Source organism: Nesterenkonia haasae (assembly GCF_010119385.1).
In the GTDB taxonomy this organism is placed as follows: Bacteria; Actinomycetota; Actinomycetes; order Actinomycetales; family Micrococcaceae; genus Nesterenkonia; species Nesterenkonia haasae.
In genome coordinates this window covers 260,858-277,652 of the sequence record NZ_VFIE01000017.1, presented here as the reverse complement: position 1 = coordinate 277,652, position 16,795 = coordinate 260,858, and the positions used below count along the sequence as shown (strand labels likewise).

Below are 16,795 nucleotides of genomic sequence, written 5' to 3'. Positions count from 1 at the left end.
AGCCTCAAGCGTGTGGCTAGCGGAGTGCTAGCCGAGTAAGAAGAACATGCTTGTCATCCCTTCCACATACCGGAGAGGGTGGGTCATGATGTCGGCTCCACGGGGAACCAGAGCTCAGCCTCTGCATAGTTGTCGTCCTCGCGGAGATCGGCGCGGACAATTTCCGGACCAGGCGCCAACCGATAAGGATTCGAGGGAAACCACTCGCTGTATGCCTGGGTCCAGAGCTGCTGGAGCGTCTCGGGAAACGGCCCGGCCGTGTGGAAGACGACCCAGCTTCCCGCAGCAACATCAATTCCGCTGAGCCCGGTAGGAGTAGGAAGGCTGGTGGTCACCGCTACGTAGTAGTCGAGGTCCGTGCCATCGATGTGTGTCTGGTCAAAATTGTCACAAACGGCGAGAACTCCTGAGGGCTCCTGGTCGCATAGCGCGCCAATCCGTTCGTAGTCCTTATCGTTGATACTCGCTTCGAATGCGGCGATCGCTCCGTTACGTCCTTCTTTGACCAGCGGAATGCTTGTTTTCATGCCGACGATCCGAAACGCGTCCTTGGTGAGAATGCGGTATTCGATGTCTCGACTCCCATCGACTCTGAGGTGAAAGGACAACTGGGACTGGGACCGAAATGTGACTCCCGGCTGGCGAGCCTCCTCGGGCCCGACCCCGTGCATCGCTTTGAATGCGCGAGCGAAGGCATCAGCCGACCCGTAGCCGAAACGAACCGCTATGTCCTGTACGGACTCACGCCCCTCGACCACGGCAGCCGCTGCCACTGTCAGGCGCCGCCGACGTACGTACTCCGACAAGGGCATCCCCGATAGGGCGGAGAACATTCTTCGGAAGTGGTATTCCGACGTCAGTGCCGATCGGGCAATCTTGGGCACGTCAAGGGTTCCATCGAGGTGTTCTTCAATGGCGCTCATCGCTTGGTTCCAACGTTCCAAACCCAGTCCTCTCTTCGATACACCAACGGTAGAAGAACCATCGCCGCCATGTACGACAATCCATGCCCGCTACTGTCGGGTGCCATCGGCGTCCGAGTTTGTGCCGCCGAGTAACTTCACCTCTGCCGAGCTCGCGGGTGATCCCGCCTGTCCCCTCAGGGCCGCTCCCCCTCATGCAGATCGTCCGTGGACGAGAAGGGCACTCTAGAGGCCGGACTCGCCACCTTATGTCTTTCTGATCACACAGTAAACGTTTGGTATGAAAGTTGGAGTTTTCGTTGTCCTTGTAATTTCTAAGCCATAGTGTCTTGGTTATCCAGCCCGCGAGCTGGACACAATATGGTTATAACAAGTGATGGAGTTGAGATTCGTGAAGAAGCGCATCATGTCGATGGCGGCTACTGCAGTACTCAGTGGCGGTGCAGTTCTGGCCGTCGGCACCCCAGCAAATGCGACTGTGTATGAAGGTGGCGGTAGCCCGGACTCTGCCAGCGTGGTGACGACCTATATCAGCCACAACGAGGTACAGCAGATGCAGAATCAGGGCTCACTTGTCAGCATCCTCTGCAAAGGCTTACCAGCAGGCTGGGGAGCCGCTTGCGGCGCCTCCTACACACTCCAGTGGCCAAGTGAGATTTCGGATGCGGCTGTGCGCGGATGTGACATTTACGAACGTACGGAAATCACTAACAGTAATAATTCCTGGGACAGATCCAAGACTACTTACTCCCTGCTCAACTGCGACCGCTAACCCCTCAAGGGTGCGCCGGACGTTGCGGTTTCCATCAGTGAACTCGACGAACGAGGACGTTATCTCAGACTGGGCCGAGGCCGATCGCCTGCCGCGCAGGCTCCAGGCACGCAATGGGGAAGACTGCTCTGTCATAATCGCGTCACATTAGGTTGATCCCGCTCGGGACCACCATGCCGCCCTATGGCCTCTATGCCGCTGTAAACGTGTGGCCCATACATACCGCCCAAATCGGCCTACTTCCCTTTATTTGCACGGGATACGGTGGTGGTAGACTCACTCAGTCCGGAGAGTTCGAATCTCTTCTCGGGCCACCGTGATCCCCAACGTCGTCGAAAGCACCGCATGCCCATAGAGTCCGGAGCCGCCTCCCAGACGGCGGCCCGACGTGTGGTCATGCTCAGTCTTCACACGTCACCTCTGGCTCAAGCCGGTACCGGTGACGCCGGTGGGCTGAACGTCTACGTCAACGAACTGGCACATGCCTTGGCGAAAAGGGGCACCACGGTGGACATTGTCACCACCGACCTAGACGGTGGTTGCAGAGAGGACGGCTCAGCCTTCCAAGACGAGGCCAGAGACCGGGTCCGCACCCTCCAACCGGGGCTAAGGGTCCATGTCCTGCGCGTGTGTAAACGGTGCCGTGAGGACAAATCGCGGCTGTTGCAATGCATCGAGGATCTCTCGGCACGTGCTCTTGCCTCGCTCCTAGAAGCTGATTCTCAGCCCGTAGACCTGGTGCACTCGCATTATTGGATCTCTGGGCTTGCAGGGATAAGCCTCGCGGCGTCACTGGACGCCAAGCTCGTCCACACAATGCACACCATCGGAGCGGTCAAGAAGGAGCGGGACCCCACCGCCGCAGAAGATCCCCGCCGGCATGAAGCAGAGCAGCTCATCACAGCGACTGCCTCCACTCTGACGGCCAACACGCGCCGAGAGGCCGAAGACCTGCAGCGAATCTTTGAGCTGCCAGTGCGGCGCATAGCCATGGTCCAGCCAGGTACAGCACTAGAGACGTTCCACCCTCCTACAGGCGCTGATCCCCGGGATGAGCCGCCCAACCCCCGGCCACTACGCCTAACGTTCGCTGGGCGGCTTCAACCTCACAAGGGCCCCCAAGTAGCCGTGGCAGCAGTCAGCAGGCTGCGCACGCTGCTGCCGGGTCTCAGAGTGGAGCTCACCGTGGCGGGCAGACAATCTGGACTCGACAGTGTCGACATTGCGGAACTGGCGGAGAAGGAAGGAATCTCCGACATCCTTGCGCTGAGAAAACCGCTCCCCCACCCGGATTTGGCGGAACTGTTCCGCGCTTCGGACGCCCTCCTTGTCCCTTCCTACAGTGAGTCCTTTGGACTGGTCGCATTGGAGGCCAAGGCGTGCGGTACGCCCGTCTTGGCTCACAATGTGGGAGGTTTGGCCGAACTTGTAGACCATGGTGCTACGGGCATGCTCATTGACAGTCTCGATCCCGACCAATGGGCGGCAGCCATCCAGCGACTGGTCAGCGACTGGACCCAATGGAAGGCGTTCAGCGAGGCCGCCGCGCAGTTAGCACAAAGCTACTCCTGGGACTCCACAGCGCTGCAAGCACTTCAGGCATACGCGAGTGCGCTCAGCCCATATACCTCGATCGCCAAGCAGCCTTGTACTTCTGATTGAGCTCTCTCTGGGCCTTGCCCGATGACACAGCACGCTGCTGGACCTTCTCCCGTAACATCGATTTGAGCCCTTGCGGCGGACGGATCATACCCTCCTGAGCAACTGTAGCCACCAACTCTCCGGCGCGAGTGTAGATCGCTCCGGTCCCCAGGCCACGCGAACTCTGCGCGGAAGGGCTGTCCTTGATATACAGTAACCATTCATCAGCACGGGCCGGGCGATGCCACCACATGGCGTGATCGAGAGAAGCAATCTTCATCCCGGGTTTGGCCCAGTAGTATCCGTGCTGCCGCAGGACAGGCTCCAGGAGTGTGTAGTCAGACGCATAGAGGATTGCCGCCCGGTGAACATTGGGGTCATCAGGAAGCGGGGCCTTGGTTTTCATCCACACTGCTGACGCCGGACGCCGGTCACGGTCAGCCTCGAGGTAGATGGGCCGATCAATGTGTCGAAGCTCGAACGGACGCCCGCGCCCCCACTCTCTCATCACAGGATGGTTGATATGGCCCAGCAGCTCCTCCGGAGTCGGAAGTTCCTCAGGATCTGGGACAGCGACCGGCATCGCATCCTGGTGAACTGGCCCCCCCGAGGGTCTCTGGAAGCTAGCGATCATCGACAGGATGGGTGTGTCGTCCTGATATGCCTGCGATCGACGGGCTGAGAATGATCCACCGTCACGCAGCCGCTCGACTCGCACTTCGATAGGTTTCGTGGCGTCTCCGGGTCGCAGAAAGTACCCGTGAACGGAATGGACCACACGCCCCGGCTCTACTGTGCGCATAGCAGCAGTCGTGGCCTGAGCCAGGACCTGGCCGCCGAAGACCCGCCAGAATGCCTGCTCGAACACGGGAGCTATGAACCGGTCCTCGCTCCCCCCGTCGTCCGGCAGCTCTTCCAGATCAAGCATCCCGACCAACCGGTCGACTGCCTCATCTGGGGTCGGGACTCGGTACTCTCGTTCCGCCATCGCCGGCTCCTTCATCTGTCTGTGCATGAAACAATGAACATCCTATGACCCAGCACCTTCACTTTGCCGAAGCAGCCATCCTCCAGGACCTAAACACCTACATTTCGCGCGGTCGCCGAATCAACGAACAGGGGATCCGGTTGCAAGCCGTGGGGAAGGTCCTGGCTGCTTGGTTGCCTGTGATGACGCCCTCCACGCTGACCTCCCGGATCCCCGCAGTACTTGGACTACGCACCATGGCGCTGGCCGAAGAGTCCGTGGCCGACGTCACGGTGGAACTGTCGTCCGTCACGGAGCGGCTAGCGCGAATGAACCCAGCCGAGACCACTCTCCCACTGCCCCCGAGTCGCCTCAACGCTCCGTGGGCTGCCGTCACCCCGCCACGCAGCGGCTGGGAATTGCGAGGCTCCGTGAGGGACGTTGATCTTCGTCAGGCGGCTGAGGAGGGCATCACAGAGGTGGCCGAGGCCGTGCCCCAGACAGCCGGCCCGCATGTGGTCGAACAAGTCCGCGAACACGTCTGGAGCCTTCCCCTCGAGCACAGAATGCCTAAGGGAGCGGCTTTTGGCGCTCTGTCAATGGGCTTCTTGCAGGATACCGAGGACGCCACAAGCACAATCCATACCCACGGCAAGTGGGTGAGGCTGACATCGGCTGGCGGTTTTATCCTCTCCCGCTCTTCCTAAAAGCTCCGGGATCATCCACAGAGAAGTGAACGAGCGAGTGCCACACCGGGCGGTCCACAGCGGCTGGCTTGAACACTCTGTCCAGTGACTTCATCTCGCAGACTCGACATATGAGTCGGATGCGCTTAGTCACGGCCCGCCCCGGCTCTGCTCAAAGTCTGGCCGTGGGACATAAGGAGTGATCATTGGCATGACTGAATCCATCACTGTGCGGGGCTTCGCCGGCACTACACCCGAGGTGAAGAATCCCGATTCCGAAAACCCTGTGGCCACGTTCAGATTAGGTGCTACACCTCGGTGGCGCAGCAGTCAGACCGGCGAATGGACGTCCGGGGAGACTAATTGGTACACCGTAGCTTGTTTCGGACGGCTTGCCCTCAATGTCGCGGATTCGCTGCACAAAGGCGACCCGGCCGTGGTCGTCGGGCGGCCCAAGGTTCGCACATGGACAACAGACCAGAATGACTCCGGTGCCGAGATCGAGATCAGTGCCCAGAGTGTCGGCCACGACCTGAAGTTCGGGACCACGCAGTACCGCAAGGTTAGCCGCAGCGGCCCCACCCCTACCGAGGAAGAGACACCGAACCCCGCAGCCGGTGACGAGACTCCGGAAGGGGAATCAACGCCACCGGACCACCAGGACGCGGTATCGTCAGCGATCTGGGAGGGGGAAACCGCCCTTCAAAGCGCAGCCTAAGAAGTCCGCGGCTCAGTCGCGGGTCAGGCGCCGGTGGGTGACCCGGCTAGGCCGTGCTGCGTCGGCACCGAGGCGCTCGACCTTGTTTTGGGTGTAAGACTCAAAGTTCCCCTCAAACCAATACCAGTTGGCGGGGTTCTCTTCAGTACCCTCCCAGGCAAGCACGTGGGTGGCTACGCGGTCCAGGAACCAACGGTCGTGGGAGATGACAACGGCGCAGCCGGGGAACTCCAGAAGAGCATTCTCCAGCGAACTCAGCGTCTCGACGTCAAGGTCGTTGGTGGGCTCATCAAGCAGAAGCAGGTTGCCTCCCTGCTTCAGTGTCAGAGCCAGGTTCAGGCGGTTGCGTTCGCCGCCGGAGAGGACTCCAGCGCGCTTCTGCTGGTCAGGGCCCTTGAACCCGAAAGATGAGACGTAGGCCCGCGAGGGCATTTCCACGTTGCCGACTTTGATGAAGTCCAAGCCGTCGGAGACGACCTCCCAGAGGCTCTTATCGGCGTCGATACCGGCACGTGACTGGTCCACATAGCTCATCTTGACCGAGTCGCCGATGGTGAGTTCTCCGCCGTCAAGATCTTCCATACCTACGATGGTCTTGAACAACGTGGACTTGCCGACACCGTTGGGCCCGATCACGCCGACAATACCGTTGCGGGGCAGAGAGAAGGAGAGCCCGTCAATGAGTATGCGGTCCCCGAAACCTTTCTGCAGGTTCTTGGACTCGATGACCTGGGTTCCGAGCCGGGGCCCGGGCGGGATTTGGATTTCTTCAAAGTCGAGTTTTTTGGTCCGCTCAGCTTCGGCGGCCATTTCTTCATAGCGGGCCAGCCGCGCCTTGGATTTCGCCTGGCGACCCTTCGCATTGGATCGTACCCACTCAAGTTCTTCCGCCAGCCGTTTGGAAAGTTTGGCGTCCTTCTTGCCCTGGACCTGCATGCGGGATTGTTTCTTCTCCAGGTACGTCGTGTAGTTGCCTTCGTAGGGGTAGAGCCGGCCACGGTCGACCTCGCAGATCCACTCGGCGACGTGGTCCAGAAAATACCGATCGTGCGTCACAGCAAGGACAGCACCCTCGTAGGAGGCGAGGTGCTGCTCCAACCACAGGACCGACTCTGCGTCCAGGTGGTTTGTCGGCTCGTCCAGCAGCAATAAGTCTGGTTTGGACAGCAGGAGCTTACACAGCGCCACGCGGCGTCGTTCACCACCGGAGAGGTGTGTGACTGACTCATCTCCGGGCGGGCAACGCAGGGCGTCCATAGCCTGGTCAAGCTGAGAGTCGATGTCCCACGCATTGGCGGCGTCGATTTCTTCCTGCAGCTTGCCCATTTCTTCCATCAACGCTTCAAAGTCAGCGTCCGGGTTAGCCATCTCATCGCTGATTTCGTTATAGCGAACCACCTTGGTGTAGATATCACCTAGGCCCTCTTGGACGTTGCCCAGAACAGTTTTGTCCTCGTTCAACGGAGGTTCCTGCTGAAGGATGCCCACGGAGTACCCCGGGCTGAGCCGGGCCTCACCGTTGGAGGGCTCGTCCATCCCAGCCATGATCTTCAGGATCGTCGACTTACCGGCCCCATTGGGGCCCAGCACACCAATCTTAGCTCCCGGGTAGAAGGACATCGTCACGTCATCGAGGATGACCTTGTCGCCCACCTTCTTGCGTGCTTTTACCATCGAGTAAATGAATTCAGCCATATTCAGAAGCCTATCGGAGTTTGGCAGCGACTCGTTGGTGTCGAGGCATCACGTACAGCCACGCCGTCCACGGCCGCGCCCAGACTAGAGCTATGGTGAGGACCAATGAAATCACTGTCATGAAGATCACCTGAATACCAGCCGTGAGGTCCATTCGTGAGAAAACGTGATCTCTGAGCAGCACAATTATCGGGAAATGCGCCACATAGACGACCACTGAGCTCCGACCGCACCACTCCACGAATCGGACCATTCGTGTCCGTGGCAGTCGAGGTGCCAGCCATATGACCACTGAAATTCCCAGTACAGAGATGCCGGCGGCTGTCAGCGAACCGATCCGGAGACTGCGATCATCGACTCCCATATGGGCGAACACGGCTACCGCAACGGTCAGCGGAAGGATGAGGAACCAGGGCATTCTCACCCAGCGGTTAACCTGAGGCGTAGCCCAGGCACCGAGAAAGAAGAACGCCCCATACCAGAACGTGCTGCCCAGCAGGCCGCCGTGGACGGCGTTCGTCGAGACATAGGTGCCGATCATGGCTGCGAACATAGCTAGATAGGCCCAACTATGGCCCGTCGGCGCACGAGCTACCAGAGGCTTGAACACCATCGCCGCTGTGTAACAGAGCAGCAGCGCCATCAGGAACCATAAGTAGTCCCTATGGAACGCCCACTCTAAGATGTTAGGGACACCGATGCCTCCGCGGACGAAGAACCCATAAAGGCACAGCCACATGACAAGAGGCCAGGCGATTGCAGCAACCTTGCCCCAGATGTAGAGCGGCAGCGGCTTCGCCAGAGACCGGTAGAGGAGCATCCCGGACATGAACATCAGCAGTGGCATACGGAAAGGCGTCAAGTAGCGGTTGACATCAGCCCACCACTCAACGCTTGCACCGGCGATGTTCTGGCTATTGGCGTGCAGGACGACCACCAGCAACACGGCGAGACCGCGCAGGAAATCCATCCACTGCATCCGTGGGGCTTGAGCTTTCACGGGGAACAAGACTAGTTCACGAAATCAGTACAGGTCGGGTCATTGGTGATGTCGCGGTGAAACACCCAGAGGCCCTCATCGTCCCGCGTGACCGCCTCGAACCCTAACCGTTCGGCGCGCTCGAAGGCCTCCTCAGGAGTGAGAGGGTCATTGCCCCCCAGCTCCTCCGCCCAGCTGTCGATGATGAGCCAGTTCACTCGCGCTTCATCAATGGTGCCCGCCAAGCCCACATAAGAACGGTCAGTCAGATGCGGAACTGCAGTATCTGCAGCCTCGACACATGAACCATCTGGGATGAGATCCACCGCCCGCTGATGAGCCTCAGCGCGGTCGGTCATCTGCCAATCCTGTCCGGTGTAGGTCCAATGCAGCGGAAAGATATGGTTCTCACGCTCCGTGGCGAACTGCATCACGGCACCGCCCACGAGTGACAAGACGATCAGGCTCGCAGGAAGCACGACCGCAGGTAGGAAAGTCCTCTGGCTGTTGGGGCGACGGCGGATCCTCCGCAGTGTGTCGAAAGCAGCCAGGAGGAAGATCACCGCCAAGGCCGCATCATAGTGATAAACAAGTCCCCAAACGGTTAGCCTGTCATTGAAAAGCCTGGACAGGAGCATGGGCAGCGCAATGAGCGTGTAGGGCGAGGCGAGCGGCAACAGCCACAGTGGCACCAGGTGCGCAGTGAGCAGTGCAACCTTCAACGGATGATCCACCAGGATCGGCAGCGCATTCCACGGTTGAGTCAGTAGAAAGACAGCTGCGGCACCGGCACTTGGGCCCAGCGCTGTGTAGTCCCAGTAGGAGAATTCGCCATCCGGGGCAAAGTGGGGAATAACGACGCCGACTGCTACCCAGAGTCCGACGAGGCCCAAAATGGCGAGGACACCAGCCTGAACCCAGTACCGCCTGATCAGCAGCACCACAGCGATGGCTAGACAGGTGGCTCCCATATCTTCGCGCACCAGCAGCAGCACCGAAGCCAGAACAACAACAGTCCAGGGTCTCTGACGTTCCAGCGCCCAGATGACCCATCCGAGGATCGGCACTCCAAAAGCAATCTCGTGAAAGTCCCAGTCAATAAAGGCTTGAAAGGGCCACCCAGCCAATAGGGCCGCAGCTGCCAGCAGGCCCACGCGGTGACTGAACCACCCACGGACTACCAAATACACCGGAACAGCAGCCGACACCAGCAGTGCTACTAGCGCGATGTTCAGGACTCGCGGGTCGTCCCAAAGCCAGTAGAGAGGTGCGAGTAGCGCGATGATCGGATGGAAGTGATCACCGAGGAGATGGAAGCCGTCCCCTTTGATTGGGACGATGGGCGCATCAAACTGTGCGTAGCGGCGCACCGCCTGGTCGAAGATTCCGAGGTCATAGCCCCGGGCCTCAAAATTGCGGAATCGGAGGAAGGAGTGGGTGAGGTAAAGGGCCGCAAAAGCGGCCATCACGGCAGCCACTCCGAGGAGGTGTCTCGCCGAGCCCCGGGTCACTGCGAGGACCTACGCTGGGGACCAGTCACCGGCAGTTGCCCAGTGTGCAGCTGCTCCGCAGTGTGGGCTACTGGGCTCTCCCCCCGGTCAGAGGCGAGAGGCTCCAGGTGGATGTGTTCATAGGTGTGCAGCGCATAGGTCTGGCTGCGCCCAGGAAGTCGGAAAAGGATGGGGGTAGCCAACCACCCACGCGTCCACACCCAGCGACCCGAGGGCAGAAGCGCAATGACAGTCATACTCACCACTGAGGTGGCAAGTGACAGCCGAAGCATCTCTTGATCAAGGTTGAGGAACTCCCAGACTGACAACTGGTCCTGGGCGCCGTAACAGATGAAGAACCCGACGGTGAAAATGACCCACTTGGTCTGCCAGTCGTTTCGGATGCCTACCACAGCGAACAGGGGTAGCAGCCACAGCAGATACCACGGGTGAATAATGGGAGACAGCACAACGAGTGCAGCAAACGCCCATGTCATACGTTGCATGATGTGTCGGTCCCGGCCCAGGAACATCAGTGCCACCACTATGAGCACGCTGGCCAGCCGGCCCACCAGCCTGAGAGCATCCAACGTCCAATCGGCATCCTGACCGAAAGCGTTGAGGATATTCGTCAACGTGTCGTCGATGATCCCCAGTGGGGACCAAAATGACTTGCCCGTATCGCCGGTACCGGCGAGCACCATCAACCATCGGACCCCATAACCGTTGATCCAACCCACGCCCAGGAGAACTACGCCGGCTATTCCGGCGGTGAAAAACCAGTACGTGAACCTGCTCCACCAGCCGATCTCACGGTCATTTCTGGCAGCAGCCCACAGTAGCGCCACGAAGGGCAGCAGGACGAGCGAGATGATCTTCATTCCCACCGACACCGTCACCAGAAGTGTGGCAAGGACTCCCCTGGACCAGTGTCTGTCCGCGGTCGCAGCAGCATAGATCCCAGCCAGTGCGAACCCCATCATGAGAGCGTCGTTGTGCGCACTAGAGATGAAGCTGATGATGAACAGCGGGTTGGCACATGCCAGCCACTGTGCACGTCCGCCGTGCACCCCGTAGTGCTCTGCGAGTTTGGGTACATAGATCATGATCAGGATGACGCCGGCGACACATGCCATTCGGAAAAGCAGAACTGCCGTGTCGACATGATTATTGGTCACCCACATGACCGCGGCTTCGATCCATAGAAACATGGGGCCGTAGGGGGTCTCCGATTGGGCCCACATGGGATCTGTGCCGAAATGGAACCAGTTCTCCAGTTGGGACACCCCCTCCTGGTATGGGTCTCCGCCTGCGAGCACCAGACGTCCCTGGTTGAGGTAGGCGAAGACGTCCCGGGAGAAGATCGGCACACAGAACAGGTGGGGTACAGCCCACACCGCTGTGGCGATATTGACGAGACGTAGGCTGCCTGGTTGCCAGATCCCCCGGTCGGCTTCCCTCAGCGCGCGGCCCACCAGAAGCCAAGCGTGGAACATCACCCAGCATCCGAGCGTTAGCGCCACCGTGGAGACGGTCACACCCCAGGGTTCGGTGCGTAATGGGATGACCCAGAACCAACGGTTGATGTCTGACCCGTTGGCGAGCCAGCCCACGCCGAAGGAGCCGAAGAGCACCAGAAGAGAGCCGAGGAACCCCTGCAGGAGAGCGCGTGGGATTCCCGGCGTTCTCAGGTGGGGCTTCTCAGCGTCGCCTACGGGTGCGGCAAGACTGGGCACCTGAAGAAACTACCACTGTGCTGCTCAGACTCGCGGATACTTGGGCGGCTCGGACTGGGCGATGTGCTCAAGCACACGCACCACCTGAGCGGAATAGCCGTACTCGTTGTCGTACCAGACGTAGAGGATGGCTTGCTTGCCGTTGACGATTGTAGCCAAACCGTCCACCACGCCTGCGGCCGTGGATCCAACAAAATCGGTGGAAACCACCTCGGCGGAATCGATGTAGTCGACTTGTGAGTGTAGGGGCCCTTCCAAGGACTGCTTGCGCAGAAACGCGTTGAGCTCATCCTTGGTCGTAGCTCGTTGCAACTCCAGATTCAGGATCGCCATGGACACATCAGGGGTGGGGACGCGAATCGCGTTGCCAGAAAGTTTGCCTGCAAGTTCAGGTAACGCCTTGGCTACTGCTTTGGCAGCGCCCGTCTCGGTGAGCACCATGTTCAGCGCCGCGGATCGTCCTCGCCGCTCGCCCTTATGGAAGTTGTCGATCAGGTTCTGGTCATTGGTGTAAGAGTGAACGGTCTCCACGTGTCCGTGGTCAATTCCGTAGTGATCCTGCATCAGTTTCGCGACCGGGGTGATGGCGTTGGTGGTGCAGCTGGCCGCTGAGAGAAGCGCGGCGTCGTCGTCGATCTGTAAGTGGTTGACCCCATAGACGATGTTCTTGATGTCTCCTTTGCCCGGAGCAGTGAGCAGCACCCGGCCAGTGCCCGTGGACTGCAGGTGCTTGCTCAGACCCTCCCGATCGCGCCAGATGCCGGTGTTGTCCACCACCACAGCGTCCTTGATGCCATAGGCGGTGTAGTCGATCTCTTCCGGGGTCGAGGCATAGATGACTTGGATATACGTGCCATTGGCAATGATGGCGCAGTTCTCTTCATCGACCCGGATCGAACCGGCAAAGGGTCCGTGGACTGAATCTCTGCGCAGCAGCGAGGCGCGTTTGGCAAGGTCGTTGTCCTTCCCCTTCCGAACCACGATCGCCCGCAGCCGCAGCCCTGTGGCTGAAGAGGCATGGCCGACCATAATCCGAGCCAGAAGGCGACCAATACGCCCGAATCCGTAGAGCACCACATCCTGAGGCTCAGCCCGTCCCTGCCCCTTTTTCCCCACCACGTCGGCGAGCTCGTCTCTGAGGAAGGCCTCGAGGCCAGAGGCCTTCGATGCCTTAAAGCGGTTGTTGAGCCGGGCGATGTCGATACTCGCAGCACCCAAGTCCAACGTGTCGAGTGCCTGGATCAGCGGGAGCGTCTCAGCAATCGGAAGTTCAACTTCATCCACCTGACGGGCGAATCGGTGGGCCTTCAAAATGTCAATCGCGGATTGGTTGACCAGTTGGCGCCCGTAAATGCTGGTGACCACGTTATTTTCGCGGTAGAGCCGACCGATCAGAGGGATCATGGCCTCTGCTTGGGCTTCGCGGTCAATCCATTCATTGAGGTGTATGCTCACGGCGGACATAGAGGATTGAAGTCCTTTCGACTAAGACGTCTTTGTCTTGCTGACTGGTCTACTCTATACAAGCCTGCGGGGCGGGCCGGCCGATAAGCCGGGTTCTGTCGTGGACCATCATCCATCTGGGTACCGCGTTGCCGCGGACCTCAAGCGGTCAACCCGGATACTTGGGCGGGCAGCCCTCGAACGTATCCTGCTCGACCTTGCTCCGGATGGGGTTTACCGAGCCGCCTCAGTCACCTGAGGCGCTGGTGGGCTCTTACCCCACCGTTTCACCCTTACCCGCGCTGGAGACCAGCGACGGGCGGTCTATTTTCTGTGGCACTGGCCTGCGGGTCTCCCCGAGTGGGCGTTACCCACCATCCTGCCCTGCGGAGCCCGGACTTTCCTCGACACTACGGTGCCGCGATGGTCTGGCCGACCCGCCCCTTCGACCCATCCTACTCCCGGACCGCCGTGTGGTGGCGGCAGGGTCACACTGCAAACGAAAAGAAACTCGAGCACATTGTTTCTGGCCCAAGCAAGCTGTTGCTACCCTGTCCCGGTGCTCATCATGCTTCCGCCCAGCGAGGGCAAGACCCCTCCCAACGACACTCAAGCCGCCACCGTCGACCTTGAATCCCTAGTGCTACCTGAGTTGGCCCAGCAACGTGCGCAAGTGATGGAGGCCCTCATCTCTGCGAGTCGTCGCGACGATGCGCAGCAGGTCCTTAAGGTCGGGGCGAGCGTGCTGGACGAGGTGGCTGCCAACACCACGCTGCATCGGGCACCGACAGCACCGTCATACGAGATCTATACAGGTGTGCTCTTCGACGCCCTCGAAGCGGACCAGCTGAACGCTGAACAGCTCCGGCGGGCCGCCGCCACCGTGCTGATCTTCTCAGGGCTATTCGGTGTGACGGGGTTCACTGACCGGATCTCCAGCTATCGCTGCGCTATGGACGTTAAGCTCCCTGAACTCGGAAACCTCGGTTCTTACTGGAGACACCGACTAGCGGAGCCTCTCGCTGAGCGGGTCCAAGACCAGCTGGTGGTGGATTGTCGCTCCGCTTCCTACGTAAAGGCTTTCCGCCCACCGCATGAGCAGACTCTGGCAGTGAACAATTTCATGGAGAAGGATGGTCACCGAAAGGTCGTCACTCACTTCGCTAAGGCTGCGCGCGGTGAGCTCACCGGGATGCTCCTCAGAGCTGACTCCCGGCCGGAGAGCGTCGACGACGTCGCCCATGTCGCCTCACAGCGCTGGAAGGTAGAAGTCCGCCGAGCTGAGAAAAACAGGCCGCATCAGCTTGATCTGATCAGTTCCAGCTAACAGGCTGGATCCTGGTGACATGGCACGTTAGCCAGAAATGCTGCGCTCAGCGGCATGGGCCCCTAAGGCCGAGAGCACGGCTCCCCGGATCACCGCGTAGAGGACCAATCCAGCGACGATTATCCCCCCGCCCACGAACAACAGGTACGTCAAGACTCCGATCCATGCGCTTCCCATACGCTTCAGGCTCTCAGATAAACAAAGCAGGGTCCAGGGCATAGGCCGCCGGGTCCACCAGCGGCTTATGCTCTTCTTCGCGACGTTTGCGGTCCTTCGCGGGAACCCCGATGAGCACTGATTCTGCGGGCGCCGACTTCACCACCACGGCGTTCGCGCCGACAGCTGAATTTTCTCCGATTTCAACCGGCCCCAGGACTTTCGCTCCTGCACCTACGGTGACTCCATCACCGAGCGTAGGGTGTCGCTTGGTTTGCTCCAGTGAGGTGCCGCCAAGTGTCACACCCTGGTAAAGCATGCAGTCGTCGCCGATCTCTGCAGTTTCACCGATCACAACACCCATGCCGTGGTCGATGAAGAATCGACGTCCGATCGTCGAACCGGGATGGATTTCGATCCCGGTGAGGCCGCGGGCGACCTGCGAAAGGACTCGTGCAGGTGTCTTCAATGGTGGGACCGACCACATCTTGTGTGCCACACGGTGCGCCCAAATGGCGTGCAGACCCGAGTAGGCCAGCACAATTTCGGCGTTGGACCGAGCAGCAGGGTCATGTTCGCGAGCCGTGGTGATGTCTTCGCGCAGACGTGAGATGAAACCCAAAGCTACTTCCTTCCGACGTGCCTTGCGGCAGGTGTCCTTAGCCGCGAATGTCCTCAAAGAGCATGGTGGAGATGTATCGCTCTCCGAAGTCACAGGCGACAGTGACAATGAGCTTATCCCGCATCTCTTCGCGCGCCGCGAGCTGCAAGGCGGAGGCAACATTGGCTCCGGTGGAGATTCCGCCCAGTATGCCCTCTTCCCGGCCAAGCCTGCGGGCAGTATCCAAAGACTCCTCGAGGTTGGCCGTGATGACCTCGTTGTAGATGCTGCGGTCCAGAATGTCGGGGACGAAGTTTGGGCCGATGCCCTGAATCTTATGGGGCCCTGGTGTACCACCGGAGAGGATCGGTGAGTCCTCCGGCTCCACTGCGACGATGTGAATGTCGGGTTTGTACTCCCGCAGACGACGCCCTGCCCCGGTGATCGTTCCCCCGGTGCCGATGCCGAAAACCAGAGCGTCTACTTCACCTTCAGTGTCGCGCCAAATCTCTTCACCGGTGGTGTTGTAGTGGACTGTTGGGTTCGCTTCGTTAGCGAACTGGCGGGCCCAGATCGAGTTCTCAGTCTCTTCAACAATCTGCTTCGCCTTCTCTACCGCACCGCGCATCCCCTCCGAACCGGAGGTCAGCACGATCTCGGCACCGTAGGCACGCAGCATTACCCGGCGTTCAGTCGACATAGTCTCGGGCATAGTCAGGACCACTCGATACCCGCGCGCCGCGCCCACCATAGCCAGGGCGATGCCGGTATTTCCGGAGGTGCCTTCCACGATCGTTCCCCCAGGCTGCAGGACTCCAGCGGCCTCAGCGGCATCGATAATGGCAGCACCAATCCGGTCCTTCACGGAAGAAGCCGGGGAGTAGAACTCTAATTTGACCGCCACATTTCCGGGCAGGTCGGCGTCAAGCTTGTTCAGCCTGACCAGCGGTGTGTTTCCGATCGCTTCGCTGATGTTGTTGAGCATGGGCATGGATGTGGTCCTTTCAATGGCATGACAATTGGTCTCCGGATACCAGACTATCCGCGCGATGCGGGCTGCGGTTATGCGGCGACTTCTTCACGGAGCCACCGGCTCCATCCGGCTCGGAGTTTGGCAATCTTTGGGTCAATGATGAACTGACAGTATCCGACTCCGGGCTGGCGGGAATGAAAGTCCTGATGCTCGGGCTCAGCCTCATAGATTGTTCCCAGGGGTTCGAGGCTGGTGACGATCGGCCCGCTGAAGTGCTGTTGGGCGGCGTCGATCGCCCTCTGGAACTCAGCCTTCTCCTCCTGCGACGTGTAGAACATGGCGGATCGGTACTGGGTTCCGACATCGTAGCCCTGGCGGTTCAGAGAGGTGGGGTCATGCGTGGAGAAGAAGATCTCGTAGACCACCTCTGCTGGCAGCTTCTCCGGGTCGAAAGTGATCTCAACCCCTTCAGCATGACCGGTCGTGCCTGAGCAGACTGCATGGTAGTGAGCTGGGCCGGTCCCTCCGGTGTAAACGGAGCGCACTTGGCTCACTCCGATGAGTCTGCGAGCAATGGAGTCCAGGCACCAGAAGCATCCGGCGGCAAGAACTACGGTCCGTTCAGTCATACCGGTGCCAACTGCACGCAGTTGCGGTTCATTCCTGGAGCTCACGGTTCGGACAGGGT

Annotated in this window: 16 protein-coding genes and 1 other RNA gene; 5 read left to right on the top strand and 12 right to left on the bottom strand. The window is 59.8% G+C overall.

Translation table 11 applies throughout. The features are described from left to right. Window positions 1-83: 83 nt before the first annotated feature. Complete coding sequence (locus FH975_RS01380) at window positions 84-923, bottom strand: AraC family transcriptional regulator (protein ID WP_162319699.1); 840 nt, start codon at window positions 921-923, stop codon at window positions 84-86. Between the two features lie 391 nt (window positions 924-1,314). Here FH975_RS01380 and FH975_RS01375 point away from each other — a divergent pair, with 391 nt between their 5' ends. Both FH975_RS01375 and FH975_RS01370 read left to right on the top strand, forming a co-directional pair. Then, the gene (locus tag FH975_RS01375) at window positions 1,315-1,695 is read left to right on the top strand and encodes a hypothetical protein (RefSeq protein WP_162319698.1); all 381 of its coding nucleotides are present in this window, start codon (window positions 1,315-1,317) and stop codon (window positions 1,693-1,695) included. A 345-nt stretch (window positions 1,696-2,040) separates the two neighbouring features. Beyond that, window positions 2,041-3,357, top strand: coding sequence for a glycosyltransferase (locus FH975_RS01370; protein WP_162319697.1), 1,317 nt, complete (start codon window positions 2,041-2,043; stop codon window positions 3,355-3,357). Here the strand turns inward: FH975_RS01370 and FH975_RS01365 are convergent. Beyond that, window positions 3,311-4,324 (bottom strand): acyl-CoA thioesterase, encoded by a 1,014-nt coding sequence (locus tag FH975_RS01365; protein ID WP_153077578.1) that lies wholly within the window; start codon window positions 4,322-4,324, stop codon window positions 3,311-3,313. The two genes, FH975_RS01370 and FH975_RS01365, sit on opposite strands and share 47 nt — an antisense overlap. Window positions 4,325-4,368: 44 nt before the next feature. Here FH975_RS01365 and FH975_RS01360 point away from each other — a divergent pair, with 44 nt between their 5' ends. Both FH975_RS01360 and FH975_RS01355 read left to right on the top strand, forming a co-directional pair. Further along, a complete protein-coding gene (locus tag FH975_RS01360) occupies window positions 4,369-5,010 on the top strand; it encodes a hypothetical protein (protein WP_153077577.1) in 642 nt (213 codons plus the stop codon). A 190-nt stretch (window positions 5,011-5,200) separates the two neighbouring features. Further along, entirely contained in the window at window positions 5,201-5,707 is a 507-nt protein-coding gene (locus tag FH975_RS01355) for a single-stranded DNA-binding protein (protein WP_153077576.1), read from the top strand. Window positions 5,708-5,719: 12 nt separating this feature from the next. On the opposite strand, the gene ettA is transcribed toward FH975_RS01355, so the two are convergent. The 6 genes from ettA to rnpB form a co-directional block, all read right to left on the bottom strand. Then, window positions 5,720-7,402, bottom strand: coding sequence for an energy-dependent translational throttle protein EttA (ettA, locus tag FH975_RS01350; RefSeq protein ID WP_153077575.1), 1,683 nt, complete (start codon window positions 7,400-7,402; stop codon window positions 5,720-5,722). Window positions 7,403-7,412: 10 nt separating this feature from the next. Continuing rightward, a complete protein-coding gene (locus FH975_RS01345; RefSeq protein ID WP_162319696.1) occupies window positions 7,413-8,402 on the bottom strand; it encodes an acyltransferase family protein in 990 nt (329 codons plus the stop codon). A gap of 11 nt (window positions 8,403-8,413) precedes the next feature. Further along, window positions 8,414-9,892, bottom strand: coding sequence for a DUF2079 domain-containing protein (locus tag FH975_RS01340; protein WP_328821722.1), 1,479 nt, complete (start codon window positions 9,890-9,892; stop codon window positions 8,414-8,416). Next, entirely contained in the window at window positions 9,889-11,607 is a 1,719-nt protein-coding gene (gene mptB / locus FH975_RS01335) for a polyprenol phosphomannose-dependent alpha 1,6 mannosyltransferase MptB (RefSeq protein ID WP_162319695.1), read from the bottom strand. Before mptB ends, FH975_RS01340 begins: the two co-directional genes overlap by 4 nt. 24 nt (window positions 11,608-11,631) lie before the next feature. Next, window positions 11,632-13,071 carry a glyceraldehyde-3-phosphate dehydrogenase gene (locus FH975_RS01330; RefSeq protein WP_162319694.1) on the bottom strand — a complete coding sequence of 480 codons (1,440 nt, stop codon included), beginning with the start codon at window positions 13,069-13,071 and terminating at the stop codon, window positions 11,632-11,634. A 68-nt stretch (window positions 13,072-13,139) separates the two neighbouring features. Further along, an RNA gene (gene rnpB / locus FH975_RS01325) (RNase P RNA component class A) lies at window positions 13,140-13,490 on the bottom strand. Window positions 13,491-13,618: 128 nt separating this feature from the next. On the opposite strand from rnpB, the gene FH975_RS01320 reads away from it, so the two are divergent. After that, a complete protein-coding gene (locus tag FH975_RS01320) occupies window positions 13,619-14,377 on the top strand; it encodes a YaaA family protein (RefSeq protein WP_235928344.1) in 759 nt (252 codons plus the stop codon). Between the two features lie 27 nt (window positions 14,378-14,404). On the opposite strand, the gene FH975_RS01315 is transcribed toward FH975_RS01320, so the two are convergent. The 4 genes from FH975_RS01315 to msrA form a co-directional block, all read right to left on the bottom strand. After that, complete coding sequence (locus FH975_RS01315; protein WP_162319692.1) at window positions 14,405-14,554, bottom strand: hypothetical protein; 150 nt, start codon at window positions 14,552-14,554, stop codon at window positions 14,405-14,407. Between the two features lie 13 nt (window positions 14,555-14,567). Beyond that, window positions 14,568-15,155: a serine O-acetyltransferase EpsC gene (gene epsC, locus FH975_RS01310; RefSeq protein ID WP_153077569.1), complete on the bottom strand. Its 588-nt coding sequence runs from the start codon at window positions 15,153-15,155 to the stop codon at window positions 14,568-14,570. A gap of 37 nt (window positions 15,156-15,192) precedes the next feature. Beyond that, entirely contained in the window at window positions 15,193-16,125 is a 933-nt protein-coding gene (gene cysK / locus FH975_RS01305) for a cysteine synthase A (RefSeq protein ID WP_162319691.1), read from the bottom strand. Window positions 16,126-16,196: 71 nt separating this feature from the next. After that, on the bottom strand, window positions 16,197-16,736 hold the full coding sequence (gene msrA / locus FH975_RS01300; protein ID WP_153077615.1) for a peptide-methionine (S)-S-oxide reductase MsrA: 540 nt from the start codon (window positions 16,734-16,736) through the stop codon (window positions 16,197-16,199). Window positions 16,737-16,795 lie beyond the last annotated feature (59 nt).